The sequence below is a fragment of the Plantibacter sp. CFBP 8775 genome, assembly GCF_014839505.1.
Taxonomy (GTDB): Bacteria; Actinomycetota; Actinomycetes; order Actinomycetales; family Microbacteriaceae; genus Plantibacter; species Plantibacter auratus.
The window spans coordinates 645,774-661,274 of record NZ_JACYNV010000002.1; the positions used below are offsets into that span (position 1 = coordinate 645,774).

Here is a 15,501-nt window from a genome sequence, read left to right on the forward strand (position 1 = left end):
AGTCCTAACTTCGACCCCTACGGTCAATGTCCATGAGGAAGAAACGCATGGTCATCGTCGTACTGGGGGCTTCGGCCATAGCTATTGCTGCAGCCAGCGTGTTTGCGTTGGGCGGATCGTTTTCGAGTCCCCCGGCCCCAACGTCGACCGTCAAGGTGACGAGGGGCGATGTCACCTCCACCGTCAGCGGCAAAGGTGCGATCTCCGCAGCGCAGACATCGAATGCTTCGTTCGCCCGCCCAGGAACCATCTCCTCCATCTCGGTGACCCTCGGACAAGCAGTCGCCGTCGGCCAGGACCTCGCCGCAGTCGATCCGGCCGACGCCGATCGTGCGTTAGAGAAGGCTCAAGAAGCTCTCTCAGCGGCGGACACCGCAGTCGTGAACGCGCGAAGCAGCTATGCCTCGGCGAAACAGAATCTGACAGACGCACGAGACACCCTCAATGCGATTGCACCAGACGCACCTGAGTATGCGTCAGCGGTGTCGTCGGTGCGCAGCCAGGAAGAATCGCTTCCCGGCCGAGACACGGATGTCGTAAACGCTGTGAAGGCTCGAGATGACGCCGCTCGAGAGATCGCTGCTGCGCAGGCGGCGCGAGACCAGACAGTACTCAAAGCACCGATCGCCGGGGTCGTGACGGCCATCAACGGGACCGTCGGTTCCGTGACCTCTGGCGGAGGCACCTCCAGCGAAGCACCCGCCGCCGACGCCGCAAAGCCGGCCGCTTCAACCGCGCTGATCACCATTTCGGACACATCCACGTTACGGGTCACTGCCCTCATCCCCGAGGCGGATATCGGCCGCGTTGCCCTCGAGCAAATCGCCAGTGTGACGCTGGCAGGTGGGCCATCCGAGGCCCCAACGTCAGGCACCATCGTCGCCGTAGCTCCAACCCCGCAGACATCCACTGACGGAGTCGTCAGCTACCCGGTGACAATCCAGCTGTCCAATCCGCCTGCGACCGTGAAACTCGGCCAGACGGGGTTCGTCGCCATCGTCACAGCCTCTCGGACAGCTGTGCTCACCCTGCCAGCTGCCGCTATCAATCAGTCGGTGCCTGGCAAGACAACGGTCATGAGAGTGCCAGCGGGCAAAAATGCGGCACCACGTTCCGTGCCGGTGACAATCGGCCTATCGGGCAACGGCATCATCGAGATTCTCGACGGTCTCGAACCAGGCGACATCATCGAGCTCCCGGCAGCAGGCAGCGCGGGGAAAGCACCAATGGGGAGCGCGCAATGACAGCCGCGATCGAGCTTCGGAGCGTCTACCGCACCTACAGCAGCGGCAATGGCGACGTGAACGCCCTGGACGGTGTCGACCTGGCTGTTCCGCAAGGCCAGTACCTAGCCATCGTCGGACCGTCCGGATCCGGGAAGTCCAGCCTGCTCAATATCCTCGGATGCCTCGACCGTCCCAGCTCGGGTTCGCTGCACATCGCCGGCACCCAGGTTGATGGACTCTCGGAACGAGAGGTTGCTCGTATCCGCAACACCGAAATCGGATACGTCTTCCAATCCTTCAATCTAATTCCCGCGCTTACCGCCATGGAGAACGTTGAACTCCCGATGGTCTATGCCGGCGTTGCACGCCGCGACCGCCGAGAACGAGCCAGGAACGCACTGCACCTGGTAGGTCTGCACGACCGCGAGCAGCATCGACCGAACCAGCTGTCGGGCGGACAACAACAACGCGTCGCAGTCGCCCGGTCCCTCGTGAACGAGCCAAGTTTCATTCTCGCCGACGAGCCAACAGGAAACCTGGACTCCCATGCAACAAACGGTGTCCTCCAGATTTTCGACGAACTCCATGAAGCAGGAGCAACCATCATCATCATCACTCACGAGGACGACGTAGCCGCTCGCGCACAACGCGTCATCACCATGCGGGACGGCTCAGTTATTCAGAACACCGAGAACGAGACGATGCGCTCATGACACTCGCTGAACTTGCCGCATCTTCTATCCGCGGCATCCGAGGAAACATCACCCGATCGGGACTCACTGTCCTCATGGTCCTCATCGGAGTCAGCTCTGTGATCACCCTGGTAGCCGTTGGCAACGGAACGACGAAACAGGTCAACGACCAAATCGCCTCCCTCGGCGCCAGTGCCATCGATCTGTTCCCCGGATACTCCCAAGACGTCGGACAATCACAGCTCACCCTCGATGACGCGACCGCGCTCTCGGAGAGCCCACTCGGCACAGACATCGACCTGGTGGCCCCCACCGCCGGCGGCTATACGAAGATCATCGCAGGCGCCGAAGCCGCCTCCGCCTCCATCATCGGAACAACCCCCGAGTACTTCACCATCAAGAACTCCCAGCTCGTCACGGGAAGAACCTTCACCCTGTCCGACGCCCTCGGCGGAGAAGCGGTCGGCGTCGTGGACCAGACACTCGCGAGCAAGCTGTTCCCCGAAGGACGCTCCGCGATCGGACAAACAATACTTGCTGGCGGCAGCCCCATCCGAGTCGTCGGAATCCTTGCACCCACCGCCGCCGACAAGAAATTCGGCACCCAAGGTGGAGATGGAACCCTCATAGCCCCAATCGACCGAATGCGCGCGACCATCAGCGGATACGGTCCCCTCGCAAGCATCACCCTTAGCGCACGTTCCCCCACCGCCGTCAACGCGGCAAAGACCCAAGCGGTCAGCATCCTTGCGGCTCGCGGAACACCATCCCCAAACATCTTCTCCTCCGACCAACTCCGCGAAACACTCGGCGGCGCCCAAGAAAGCCTGAACGGGATGCTCTCGAGCGTCGCCGCAATCAGCCTCCTCGTCGGCGGAATCGGCGTCACCAACGTCATGCTGCTGACCGTGCGCGAACGCACACGAGAAATCGGAATTCGAAAAGCTCTTGGCGCTCCAGCCCCCTCAATCGCGGGTCAGTTCGTCATCGAAGCGACCGCTCTCAGCGTGATCGGCGGAAGCCTCGGCGTCCTCACCGCGCTCATCGTCACTAGATTCCCCATCAATGGCGTCATGCCAGTCATCGATGGAACCACCGTGTTGCTGGCCGCTGGCCTTTCCGTAACAATCGGCATCTTCTTCGGAACGTACCCCGCGGTCCAAGCGGCCCGACTCAACCCGGTCGACGCCCTCCGCGTCGGCACCTAAATCAAGCGCTCCATCACACGCTCACCGAGAGGATCACCGTGAAGCATCCCAAGACAACACCCATGTCCGCCTCGTCCACCGAGCAAGAAAGTGCACAGACAACCGTGCTCATCGGAATCCTCGCCACCACGGTGATCCTTCTCGGCCTACTCCTCACACTCGCGTACACGCTCGTCTTCCTACTCTGACATCCCGTACCCTATTCTTTCCTTTCGGTCGGAAAGCACCGCAAACGGAGTACACATCAAACCAAGACCAAGATGCCTCCAATACTCTCCCCCTCCCCGAAGACTCATTCGAGGCACAGACGCGTAAACACCACAAGCGCTGGCATAGGCCGTGTCCAGCTGTCTGAAGGCGATGGATGAAGGGTGATCGCTGGTAGCCGGTGCCGACAAGAGCTCTAATTTCCCTCTAACGGTCGACGTTCGATCTGGAAGCCGTTCTCTAGAGCTGCGCGAATGAATCCACCGGCTCTGAAGCGACATGCGACGAACACTGCCCTTGGGTGCGCCCGTACGTCCTGAACGAACGGTCCCTCGAGCAGCTTAGACGCGGTCCTCGACAAGGTTGATTCGCGCACGGCACAGGAAACGAGCGTCGCCCTTGATGTTCCGCACCTGGGACGGCACCCCTGCCAAATGCAAGCGAGACCACTGAACGCCGCGAATAGCAACAGTCGCTCAACGCGATGCCCGGTATGAACCTGCCGGACTGGGACTGGGACTGGGATCAGCGCTAGCTCAGGAGAAGACCGATCCAAAGGATGGCGAGAAAGGAAGCGGACTGCAAGGGCCGGACTCATGCTCCATATCCTCGCCGTCTACCGTCAGCAGACGACCGTGAGCGTCACGCGAGCGCGACGGCCACAGGAAGACGGCCGGCGAAATCAGTAGTCTGCCGCGTCCGGACGTCGAGGTCGCGGACGACTCGGCTGAGACGTCGAGCGAGCCTCCGGTCAGATCACGGCCCTGTCGGCCATTTCAACGAGGGTCCGCCCCTGAGCGCGAGGTCGACGGCGACGGCCGTCCACCTGGAGCCCTCATTGGTCATGTTGAGTTCGTGGGGTTCGCGGCTCGCGCCCATCACTCCCCTTTCGTCGGAACGAACCCAACAACCTCACAATGAATCCGAAGTGGTCGTCTGTAAGACTGCGCGCCGCGCCGATCCCGGGAGCCGCGGCGAAGCATATTCCGGGGGCATCCCCGTGTGTTCGCTGAAGTATCACGGCGGCTGAGTGTTCGACCGCACGAGCTACGCCATCGAGCCGTTCAGAATCGTAAGAGGCGCTCAGATACAGTTGCCCGACGCCAGACTCGCCCCGTGAAACCTCCCGCATGCTCCGTTCGCTGTCCCGATCGGCAGATCCAGGGGGCAAGCGTCATGCCGTAGCTGCGAGTCTGGCGTGCGGACTGCTGGCGTACCGCGACTCTGCGGCGGCCGGAGTCGAGAGCCGGCACGTAGTGCGTTTCAGTTCCGTCGCGCTCTCGAGTTTCGTCATCCGGGTTGGGCTGCTCGATCTCCGAGACGACCCTTTCCGGCGCCCATTGCGCTCAGGGCTGACCGCCGCGGCCATTGGCTCGGCGCTCGCCACTGCTGAGGTGTCTGACGCCATCGACGCGCGACTGCACCAGATCCTTCTTCGTCGAGGATCGACCCATCCGCGCGTCGTCTTTGCTTGCGCCGCCGAGACAGTGATGGCTCTAGCTCGCTTTCCCGCTCGAAGTACTTCATCACGATCCGAACCAGACAGCCTCGCTCCGGCAGAGGCACGCACGGTCGACCTGCCAGCAGACGTCCGAACCCTAGTAGATGCCCTTCCTCCGGGTGCAGCACCTGCTATCCCGACCATCGCAACCGACATGGTGGCAAGGATCACCGCGAAACCGGCGCGCTTTTTCGTAAACAGATTGGCCCCCGATGAGTATCATCCGACAGCCTCAAGACGAACCGCAAACGGAGAATTCTCGAGGGGGTCGTGCGGGACGGCCCGATGACCAACCGACACGCTCGCTACGTCCAGGAGAGATTCAGACAACGTGCTCCCGTTAGCGCAGCTGCGCGTCAAGTTCGGCGAGTTCGTCCACGATTCGGTGCCGTTCGCACGGCGTGAACCGTCGAATCTGCATTGAAAGAACAGCGGCTGCTGCGACCGGACCCAGATCGAACGCTTGCTCAACAGCCAGCCGGAGGTCATCCACATCGCCCGAGACGGCGGCACAGGCATCGATGAGTTACCCCGGCTGATCGAGCACCGCGATATACACAAGCAGAGTGTCGCAACGCATCAGCTGATCCTGCCGATCGTCAGTCACACCACGAGTTTACCGGCGATCTCGACGCCGACGCCATGGCGCATCCAGTGGTCAACCTTCCCTGGGGCCGCGCTTGCGGCTGCCAGCAGAGTCCTGGCCTCATCGAATTCACGGCCGGACATGCTGCGCGCCGAGCCAGTTTTTCGGGCACGAAGACAGTGCGCAAGGGACATCGAACCGATGGAACACGAGCTCATCGCCGAACGCGACATCGACGTGGTCGGCGTCGAGCACGGTATGGCTGCGCATCTGCAGCACGCGCTGGCAGGGCGACCTCCATACGTGCACATCGATTGCGATGTTCTCGAGCCGGGCACGGTTCCCACGGACTATCGAGTCGCCGCTGGTCTGACCCTCGCACAGCTGACCGCGTGCGCCCACGCCATTGCACGATCCGAGGTCGTCGGTCTCGAGATCGGTGAACTCGAGACCGACGACGCGCCTTCATCCGACTCCCGACGGGACGCGCAATCGATCATGCACGCACTCGAAGCCCTCATGCTCGCGATGGAGCGCAGCACTGCCCTGGTGCCGCTGGGCGGCGGCCCGGGCACGGCTGGTGAAGCGCAGCGCCGGTGACAGCGGCCACGTCCAGAATCAACGCACGGCAGGACCTCTGCGAGGGCGACGGAGCGCTACGACTCCCAGCACCAGCATCACTGCCCCGAGCGCACCTGCCATACCCGGGTCGACCCCGGTCTCCGCCAGTCGCTCCCCCGCGACTGCAGGAGGCTCCTGAGACGGCGATTCCTGCGGGACCGGCGCTGGTGGAACAGCAGGCTCCAATCCCGGCGACGCCCCGCACTTGTCCGTGACGATGAAACCGATCCGCTCGATCGTCCAGTCGGCCGCGACCTCACTGCCGAAGGCGACCGTGAAGAACGCACGCTCGGAGGGCACGGGTTCGCCGAACATCGTCGTTCCGGAGACGGTCTGGGACAGCTCGCTCGGCGGGAGGACACGGGTCAGATCGGACGTCGCACCGGCATCCTCCCGAGTCGGATCCGGCGCGGTGAACGGCGTGACCTGCACAGCTGTCGACGCCCTGCTACCCGCAACCGTCACGGTCATGGTGAGACCGTTGACCAAACGGATGCATCCCGCCTCGGGAGCCGGCACCATCAATCCTGTGCCCGTCACCGTCGGTATCTCTGCGGTCGAGAACGCATACGGGAGAGCGATCGACCCCGGAGCGGTGAGCGGGGCCCGGTCACCCCACACAGCTGCATCCAGCGGCACAGCGATCGCACCGACGACCTCCGACGTCTCGGCTCGAGCCGCCGAAGGAACGAGCATCAGGAGGCACACGGCGATGCCGCAGCCGCTGAGGATGTTGCGCATGGAGTCGGACCTTTCAGACGGATCGGAACATGGCGGAAGCATGTGACCTCACGGGTCAACGGCCTCCTACCGGGGTAGTTTCACAGCTCGACAACCCGAATGGACGGGACGCTCGGGTGATCTTTCGGGTGACCTCTCGAGAGCCGGCCGAGCAACTCGACCAGCATGGCGAGCTGTCCACCGCGTTGGACGACTCCGGATCGGGCGCGCACATCGATATCCCCCAGATGGTCGATGGCGGTCCGGGAATCAGTTCTCTACCGTGACATCGTGACCCACGATGAGACGACGAACCAGCCGTTCCAGACAACGCCGCAGATGCCTGCCGTACGACCGATCGCCGTCCGGCGCGCACGACTCCGCCTCGCCGCTTTCCTCCTCCTCATTCAAGGCCTTGCCATGGAGGGGCTCATCACGCTCGCCCTACCAGTCATGCTCGCCCTGGGCCTGATCCCCGGGGATCTGCCACCCGGCGTCCATGTTTTCGCTCTGCCCGACCTGAACGACAACCTCGCACTGATGATGGTCATGAGCGGCATCTTCGGCGCACTCCGCACCGTCGGCGCGATCGGCGTGCTGAAGAACCGCGCCTGGGGTCTCCACCTCTCCCTGATCAACTGCACCGTCACCCTCGTGCTCATGATCTTCATGCTGCCCGCCGGCATCGTCGACGGCATCCTCTCCGGCGGCGCCCTGGTCCTCCTACTCATGGCTCGATCCGGACGCGACAGCATTCTCCCCTCGACGGACGACTCCGAGGACCGGGCCGCGCAACGGCGCACTCGTTCCGCCGGTGGTCGCTGAGGTTCTGCAGCAGGGCCGCCGAGGAGCACCCCAGGGGACAACACTGGGATGGTCTTCCTGACGAAGCTCGGCACGCCGATCGAGCAGCCAGGCTTTCTCCACGGCAGCGAGCACGTCCGTCAGGTTTTACAAACGCTTCTGCAGCTGCGGTGTCGTCGTCGGCGATGACTTGCCCGGGTCTTACTGTGGTGTTCTGGGCACCGTCTCGTCTCGATGTGACACGCTACTTCCAACCCCACCATCGATGCTCCGTATCCTGGACCACCGGTGTATCTTCGGGCCCCACCGGTGATCGCAAGCCATACGGGTCGCTCACTCCACGTCCGACCCGGAGACGTGTGGCACCGGCCCTGAAAGGGGAGGCACTTGACCGAGACAGCAGCGCCGGACGCCGCCGCCATCCCGCCCCGCAGGAAGTCTGGGTGGTTGTTCACCCGTGATCTCCTGATCATCGTCGCGATCGCCCTCCTGGCATCGGTCCTGATCAAGTCCTTCCTCGTGCGCTCGTTCTACATACCTTCGGGCTCAATGGAGAACACACTGCAGAAAGAAGACCGCGTGTTGGTGAATCAGCTCGAGCCACGGCTTCTACCCATCGAGCGAGGAGACATCGTCGTCTTCACAGATCCTGGCGGGTGGCTAGCCCCGAAACCGGAGCCCAACAAGGAGCCGGCGCAGGCGGCCCTCGACTGGGTACTGCAGGGCATCGGCCTCGCCGCCGATGACGCGAACGACCACCTCATCAAACGGGTCATCGGTCTTCCCGGCGACCACGTCGTGTGTTGCAACCCTCTCGGCCAGATCACCATCAACGACGTACCAGTCGACGAACACAGCTACATCAAACCCCACGGCGAAGGAACCGCGGCCTCCTCGATGACGTTCGACGTGATCGTTCCTCCAAACGCGCTCTGGGTGCTGGGTGACAACCGCAGCAACTCCCAAGACTCCCGCTACCACCCGACGCTGCCAGGGAAAGGCTTCGTCCCGATCGACAACGTCGTCGGGCGCGCCATCCTGACCACCTGGCCAACCAACCGATGGAGCTGGCTCGACAACCACAGCACCGTCTTCCTCGGCGTACCCTCGAGCGTCAACGACCGGTGAAACTGCCCAAGCCGTCCGTCGCGCTCTGACGACACGTCCGAAAGGGTGAACTCCGGGGTGAGTTCGCTAACTCGTTGACCTTCCAGGGCCGTGTGAACCCTAGGTTCATGCGGGGAAGGGTCCACACATGCCTAGAAGTTCACGTCGTCACGCGCGCCCGTTCACCCGTCGCGCCCGGCTCCTGCTGCCGGCGCTACTCGGTGCCGTCCTGGCGGTCGGGACGGTACCGGTCACCGCTGGCAGCGCTTCAGCGGTCGGCCCTGCCATTCTCTCGATCGAGATCACACCTGTCGATACGACGACAGGTGACGTCGTGACGACGGCGGGATTCAATCAGCAGAACAATCGTCTCGGCTACCGCATCGCATATTCCTGCTCGGTGGCGGAATGCACTGATGCGGTCGTGACTCTTCCAGCCGCAGCGCTGGATCCCACCTACGGAACCTTCCGCATCCACCGGTACGAGACGTGGACACCGCCGGCAGGTGGCGGCGCGACCATCGCGAACAGTATCACTGCGGGGGTCACCGTGCGCTTGGGTAACGTCGCAGCCGGCACATCCTCCACCTTCCTGGTGCAGTACGTGCGCGACATCGACACGAGCGCACCCGGCGTGACGGCACCTGCATACTTCCCCGACGGCTACGAGATTCAGAATTCCGCAACGATTGCGTCGCCCAATGCGGTCGCTTCAGCGACCGCCGACGCTCCATCGGTCACCTGGCAGATTAGTTTGCCGACGGCGCCAAGCATCATCAAGACGGGCCCAGCTTCGGTGCGCCCGGACGTCGACCTGACCTACCGGATCGCCATGTCGGACGGATGTTTCTCGAATCGAGGTTCGGGACGGTGGACCGCTGCCGGAAACCTGCAGTGCGCGAAGAACTACACAGTGGTGGACCGTCTTCCCGCGCGGGCACAATTCGTCAGTGCATCTGATGGCGGGACATACGACGCTGCTACGCAGACGGTGACTTGGAGCGGATCGGGTGCAACCGCTGCCGGCGGCTGGGGCGTATCGGCGTTCTCAGGTTGGAGCCAAGGGTTCGGCTACAACCCGCGCTCGGTCACGGTCCGATACCCAGCGAGCGCGTTCCCCGAGAGCGCTGGCGGGGCCGACTTCAGTGTTCCGGTCACGAACAACGCCGATGTCTCAGTGACCTACCTCGACGACGGTGCGACGACCAAGACGGCCACTACCTCGTTCACGCACGATGTAGTGCGCGTCGAGCCGTTCGGACGAGCCGACCAAAGCAAGATCTCAACCTCCGATGCGATCGTCGCTGGCGAGCGATACGTCAACGTACCCCCGAAGGTCGCCGGCCTCACCTGTCCGGTCTCCGGGCGTGACGAGTGGGGGCGGGTATGCTCGCCCGGGCAAACCCTGGCCCCTTTCAGCCAAAACAAGCAGTGGTTTGTGGAGTCCGTCAACCGGGGGAACGCCACCGGCGTCTCGACCATCGTGGACAAGGACCTCGGAGACTCTCCGGCGAGGGTTCGGCGTATCGACACCACCGCAACCAGCCCCGCCGCGAAGATCGCCTATACGGTCACCAACGGGACGACATCCACCTCGGACTCCGCCACGGGCTCATATACAGCCCCTGCCGGAAGCTGGATCACCTCAGCAACCGTGACCTCCGGCAGTCTCGCCGGCCCGAACATCGTGCAAACAGGCACAGCAGGCACGGTCTTTAGAGTCACCTACTCGTACGAAGTCCCGGTGGGAACACCGTTCGTCCAGTGGTCGAACACCGCCACCGCGACGATGACCTACCCAGACCACCCGCAGATCGAGCCGCTCGAGACGATGGCCTCGGGAACCGTGACATTCCGCGAGTGGCCGAAAGTCGTCGTTCCGGTGGCGACACCCGGTTTTTCGGCTGGTTTCGACGGGGCACCGATTGTCGAAGGGGGCGGACAGGTCGTCCCAGCCGGCAAGGTCACATTCAACGTGAGGGGTTCGACGACGAACATCCCAGCGAATCGCAGCGTCTCGCCGCAGTATGTGTTCATCGCCCCCGCTGGCTGGAAGGTACTACCGAACTCGGCGGCCTTCGCCGCGGGGGCGGTACCGCCTGGCGTCAGCTTCACCTACAAGAATGTGACTATTGGCGGTGTCACTCGTCAGGCCGTCATCGCTTCCTGGCCCACTGCAGCGACCTTCGGCATGAATGCGACGTGGCCGACGATGACCGTAGCCGCCAGCCCTACCTCGTCGGTTGTCGCCGGAACCAACAGCCAGGCGAGCGTCTGGGCAGGCGACGCTCGCAACACCTTCGAACCGAACACGACCACCTGGAGCGGCAAGATCGTCGACGCGACGGATGTCGACGGAGACGGCAATCAGACTGAGGCGTTTGCCTCTGCGAACACGAACCTCGTCGTCAGTGGCGTGGCGCGCCTGGATGTTGTCAAGGAGATCTGCTTTGTCACGCCGAAGGGCAGTTGCGATTGGATCTCGAACCCGGACGTCGTCGTCGGTGTCGATCCCGACGCGAGCGACATCCGCTATCGCGTCTCCTTCGTGAACTCCGGCAACACGGTGCTCACCAACCTCGTCGGCTACGACGTGCTCCCACACCTCGCAGACGGCCGTGGCAGCACCTTCGCAGAAACCTTGAACACGATCACCTCGAAGTCCGCGAACCTGACACTCACCTACTCCAGTTCAACCAACCCGTGCCGCGCGGAAGTCCTTCCGAGTAATCCCGGCTGCAAGACCGGGTGGGCCAGCACCGCCAGCGGAGCAAGTGCGATCCGTGCGCAGGTGACCGGCACGCTCGCCCCCGGAGGCTCCACCCGTTTCGAGTTCACGGCGAACGTCGTCCCGGGTGCTCCAGCGGGCGCCGTCGCATGCAACTCGGTCGCGATCGACAGCAGCAGCACACTGCCCGCCGAGCCGCGCCCGGTCTGCGCCACAACGCAGGAGGCAGACCTCAAGGTCTCTGTCCCCGACCGCCTACCGCTTCAAGCCGGCCGGCCGGGCACGGTTCCGTTCACGATCACGAACCTCGGCGGCTCCGCGGCAGCTCCGGCGACCGTAGACATCGCGATCCCCGCTGGCATCCGAATCACCAGCGTGACGCCCATGGGTTGGACCTGCGACGCGAGCGACGTGGCCAGCGACGGAGCAATCCTCGGCCCCGTCACCCTGACCTGCTCGCCGGTGACCGACAGCGGCGCACCCCGAACCCTGATGATCAACACACCCGACGCGTTGAACCTCCCCGCGGTCATCCCCGGCGGCGAGCTGGTCGGCGAAAAAACCTGCTTCGCCGCCACCGTCACCGGCATCATGTCGGACCCGGTCAATACGAACAACAATGACACCGCCTGTTTCGTCGTCGCCCAGGGCAAGAACCTCCTGAAGCTGACGAAAGATGATGGACGAACCAGCGTCGCGATGGGCGAAGAGTTCAGCTACACAATCGATGTCGCCAACCTGCTAACAGGTGAAACCCTCAGCGATGTCGCCGTCACAGACGAACTCCCCAGTACCCTGGCATTCGTTTCAGCGAACGCCGGTGGCACCGTCTCCAACCAGAGCGCCTCGGACAGCGATGGCCTCCGTCCCGGCGGCACCGTCACCTGGCCGGTGTCCACTCTTGCCGCAGCAGGTGTCATTCGCAACGGTGACATCGGGACCGGGGGCGCCGGTTCAACACAGGCACTGACCGTCACTGTTCGCGTCGTACAAGCGGCTGAGACGGACAACAAGATCTCCAACAGTGCACGAGCGACCGCAATCGATCCGACACTGCCGGGGGTGACCCTGTCCGCTTCAGACGACGACACGAACGAGCTCGTGCGCAGCTCCGCAATCTCACTGACAAAAACCACCGACGTCGAAACCGTTCAGGCAATCGACGACACGATCACCTACTCGTTCCTCGTCACCAACACCGGCGACGTCACGCTCAGCGATATCACCGTGGAGGAGACCCAGTTCACCGGGGCAGGCAACGCACCACAAGTCACCTGCATCGACGGCGCGGCCGCACTCGCACCCGGCGACAGTACGACCTGCACCGCCGCCTACCTCATCACGCAGGCCGATCTCGACGCAGGCTCAGTGCAGAACACCGCGACCGCATCCGGCACAGCACCGACGGGCGTGGAGACACCCACATCCAAGCCCTCCACGGCGACGGTGACCGTCGCGCAAACACCATCGATCGCCCTTGAGAAGACGGCGTTGCCAGCCACCGTCCGCGCAGCCGGCGACACCATCGAGTACACCTTCACCGTCACGAACACCGGCAATGTGTCGGTGAGTGACGTCGCGATCACCGAGACTGCATTCACCGGTACAGGTGACGACATCAAGGTGGTTTGCGACGCCACCAATGCGGCCCCGCAACAGTCAGTCGTCTGCACCGGCTCCTACAAAGTCACGCAAGCAGACGTCAACGCCGGACATATCGACAACACCGCCATCGCGACCGCAGTCGCCATCTCCGATGTGAACGTCGCCAGCGATCCGTCTTCAGTAGCGATGACCATCGTCGCTGAGCCCGGCATCTCACTGGTCAAGTCCGCAACACCGACGGACCTCGTGCTACACGACAAAGTGACCTACTCCTTCGTCATCACGAACACGGGCAACGTTTCGATACAGGACATCGCTGTGGCCGAGGGAGCGTTCACCGGAACCGGCGAGCTCTCGGCCATCGATTGCGGCGACGACAGGACACTCGACCCCGACAAGCAATTGATCTGTGAAGCCGACTACGTCATCACCCAGGACGACGTCGACGCTGGCGTCCTGTCAAACACAGCCACCGCCACCGCCACCGCGCCGACCGGCTCGATCAGCTCTGACGCATCGACCGTGGAACTATCCGTCGATCAGCTCCCACAGCTCTCGCTCTTGAAAACAGCCGACGTTGACGGGCTCACGGCTGTCGGAGAGGAGGTTGAGTACCGTTTCCGCGTCACCAACACCGGCAACGTCACACTGACGGAAATCGCAGTCCTCGAGCAGAACTTCTCGGGAACGAACCCACTCCCCTCCATCACCTGCGACGACAATCGTCTTCTGCCCGGCGAATATGTCGAATGCGTCGCACCGTACTCCGTCACCCAGGAGGACATCGACGCGGGCTCGCTAACGAACACGGCGACCGCGAACGCTAACTCGCCTGGCTCTGACCAACCGATCACAGCAGAGCCGTCCACCCTCGTGCTGCCCTTCACCGGAGCAACAGCAATCGGTCTGACGAAAACTGGAACTCCAATCGACGTCAACAGCGATAGCCGCATCACCGCGAACGACCGAATCCGTTGGTCGTTCTCCGTCACCAACGACGGGGCGGCGACGCTGACGGATCTCGCGATCTCCGACCCTATGGCCGGCACCATCACCTGCACAGCAACCGAACTGTCCCCAGGGAAACGCACAGACTGTGCCGCTACAGCGGAGTACGAGATCACAGCGGCCGACGCCACAACCGGCGAAGTGCGCAACGTTGCCACGGCGTCCGCTTCGGGCATTGGCACCGCGACTATCTCGTCGGGCGAAGCACATGCCGTAGTCCAGGTCGGCATGGTTCCACCTGCCAGCACCGGCAGCCTCTCCATTACCGGCAACGACCCACGCATCAATCTCCTCCTCGCTCTCTTCGCCCTCCTTGCCGGCACCTCAGCGATCATCGCCACACGACGCCAATCATCTGCTGGCGTCTCCCGATGAACTTGAGGAAGCCTCACCCGAATGGGGAGGCGCGACGATTCATCGCAGGCTCCCGTCACAACCAGTGCCTCTTGGTCGCCCTCGGGCCGAGTTCGCCCGAGCCGTGAGGGCTGCCCGCCTGCCGCAGAAGTGCACAACGCTGATCGAGGGGGCAGTCAGACGAGCGACATGCTTGGCGATGCCCGAATGTACCCTCCAGCGCCACCCACAAGGAGAACCATGCCTCGCACCGACTTCGACACCAAGAACACCAGTGACGACGAGTTCCACAAACTTCTCACCGCTATCGTCATCCCCCGACCCATTGCCTGGGTGTCCACGACCTCGAACGAGGGTATCGATAACCTCGCACCACACTCGTTTTTCACCGTCGCCAGCGTCAGCCCGCCGATCATCCAATTCACTTCCGTCGGCCGGAAAGACACCCTCACCCACATCGAAGCCACCCGCGAATTCGTAGTCTGCCTGACACCAGAGGTGCTACTCGAAAAGGTAAACGCGACCGGTACGAACTTCCCAGCAACAGAAAGCGAGTTCGACCGCGTCGACATTGAACGCGAACCCGCCGCGAAAGTCCTCCCGCCCCGTGCCAAGCGCTCCCCCGCAGCCCTGGAATGCACTCTGCACACGATTGTCCGAATCGGCGATTGCTTCCTCGTCATGGGACGGGTGGTCCACATCGCTCTAGACGACGACGCTCTCAGCGACGGTCGTCCCGACACCAATAAGCTCCAACCGCTCTCCCGCCTCGGGGACGACGACTGGGGCCTCACCCCTCCCGCGCGGAAGATCACCCGCATCCCCATCGAATCCTGGCCCCGGCGCCTTCAGGACTAATTGGTTCGACACGGAGCACAGGCGCTCAGCTCTCCGCCCAGTCCCGCGGGTGGCATCCGGAGCGGTGTAGGCCGCGCACTCAGCACGATCCCGAAGCCTTGTGAACACCATCAGGTTTTCGTCCCGGCTGCACCGTCGAAGGGAGCACGCATGCAGTTCTCGCAACGCACTTCGATGCTGCTCACGCCTTCAGTTCAGCCCCAACCTCCCGACGAGGTCGTCGAGATCGAGAAAACGTCGGCCCGGAGCCTCCACAGAAGCACAGTCGCCTGAGCA

The 15,501-nt window shown here is 63.2% G+C and carries 10 protein-coding genes; 9 read left to right on the top strand and 1 reads right to left on the bottom strand.

Features of this window, described 5'->3' with window-relative positions:
• The first annotated feature begins 47 nt into the window (after nucleotides 1-47).
• The 5 genes from IFR14_RS15535 to IFR14_RS20625 all read left to right on the top strand — a co-directional run bounded on the left by IFR14_RS15535 (nucleotide 48) and on the right by IFR14_RS20625 (nucleotide 6,020).
• Complete coding sequence (locus IFR14_RS15535; RefSeq protein ID WP_191941593.1) at nucleotides 48-1,244, top strand: efflux RND transporter periplasmic adaptor subunit; 1,197 nt, start codon at nucleotides 48-50, stop codon at nucleotides 1,242-1,244.
• Nucleotides 1,241-1,939, top strand: coding sequence for an ABC transporter ATP-binding protein (locus IFR14_RS15540; protein ID WP_137243582.1), 699 nt, complete (start codon nucleotides 1,241-1,243; stop codon nucleotides 1,937-1,939). The genes IFR14_RS15535 and IFR14_RS15540 overlap by 4 nt, the downstream gene beginning before the upstream one ends.
• Entirely contained in the window at nucleotides 1,936-3,126 is a 1,191-nt protein-coding gene (locus IFR14_RS15545; RefSeq protein ID WP_137243583.1) for an ABC transporter permease, read from the top strand. The genes IFR14_RS15540 and IFR14_RS15545 overlap by 4 nt, the downstream gene beginning before the upstream one ends.
• Before the next feature lie 38 nt (nucleotides 3,127-3,164).
• A complete protein-coding gene (locus IFR14_RS15550; protein ID WP_191941594.1) occupies nucleotides 3,165-3,314 on the top strand; it encodes a hypothetical protein in 150 nt (49 codons plus the stop codon).
• 1,983 nt (nucleotides 3,315-5,297) lie between these two features.
• Entirely contained in the window at nucleotides 5,298-6,020 is a 723-nt protein-coding gene (locus IFR14_RS20625) for an arginase family protein (protein WP_198425062.1), read from the top strand.
• An 18-nt stretch (nucleotides 6,021-6,038) separates the two neighbouring features.
• Here the strand turns inward: IFR14_RS20625 and IFR14_RS15560 are convergent, their stop codons facing one another.
• Nucleotides 6,039-6,782 carry a hypothetical protein gene (locus IFR14_RS15560; protein ID WP_137243584.1) on the bottom strand — a complete coding sequence of 248 codons (744 nt, stop codon included), beginning with the start codon at nucleotides 6,780-6,782 and terminating at the stop codon, nucleotides 6,039-6,041.
• A gap of 270 nt (nucleotides 6,783-7,052) precedes the next feature.
• Between IFR14_RS15560 and IFR14_RS15565 the strand changes: the two genes are divergently transcribed.
• The 4 genes from IFR14_RS15565 (at nucleotide 7,053) to IFR14_RS15580 (ending at nucleotide 15,225) form a co-directional block, all read left to right on the top strand.
• Nucleotides 7,053-7,586 carry a hypothetical protein gene (locus IFR14_RS15565; protein ID WP_137243585.1) on the top strand — a complete coding sequence of 178 codons (534 nt, stop codon included), beginning with the start codon at nucleotides 7,053-7,055 and terminating at the stop codon, nucleotides 7,584-7,586.
• Nucleotides 7,587-7,952: 366 nt separating this feature from the next.
• Nucleotides 7,953-8,693 (top strand): signal peptidase I, encoded by a 741-nt coding sequence (gene lepB, locus IFR14_RS15570; RefSeq protein WP_137243586.1) that lies wholly within the window; start codon nucleotides 7,953-7,955, stop codon nucleotides 8,691-8,693.
• A gap of 127 nt (nucleotides 8,694-8,820) precedes the next feature.
• Nucleotides 8,821-14,388, top strand: a complete 5,568-nt coding sequence (locus IFR14_RS15575; protein ID WP_137243587.1) for a DUF7507 domain-containing protein — start codon at nucleotides 8,821-8,823, stop codon at nucleotides 14,386-14,388.
• A gap of 219 nt (nucleotides 14,389-14,607) precedes the next feature.
• On the top strand, nucleotides 14,608-15,225 hold the full coding sequence (locus IFR14_RS15580) for a flavin reductase family protein (RefSeq protein WP_191941595.1): 618 nt from the start codon (nucleotides 14,608-14,610) through the stop codon (nucleotides 15,223-15,225).
• Nucleotides 15,226-15,501 lie beyond the last annotated feature (276 nt).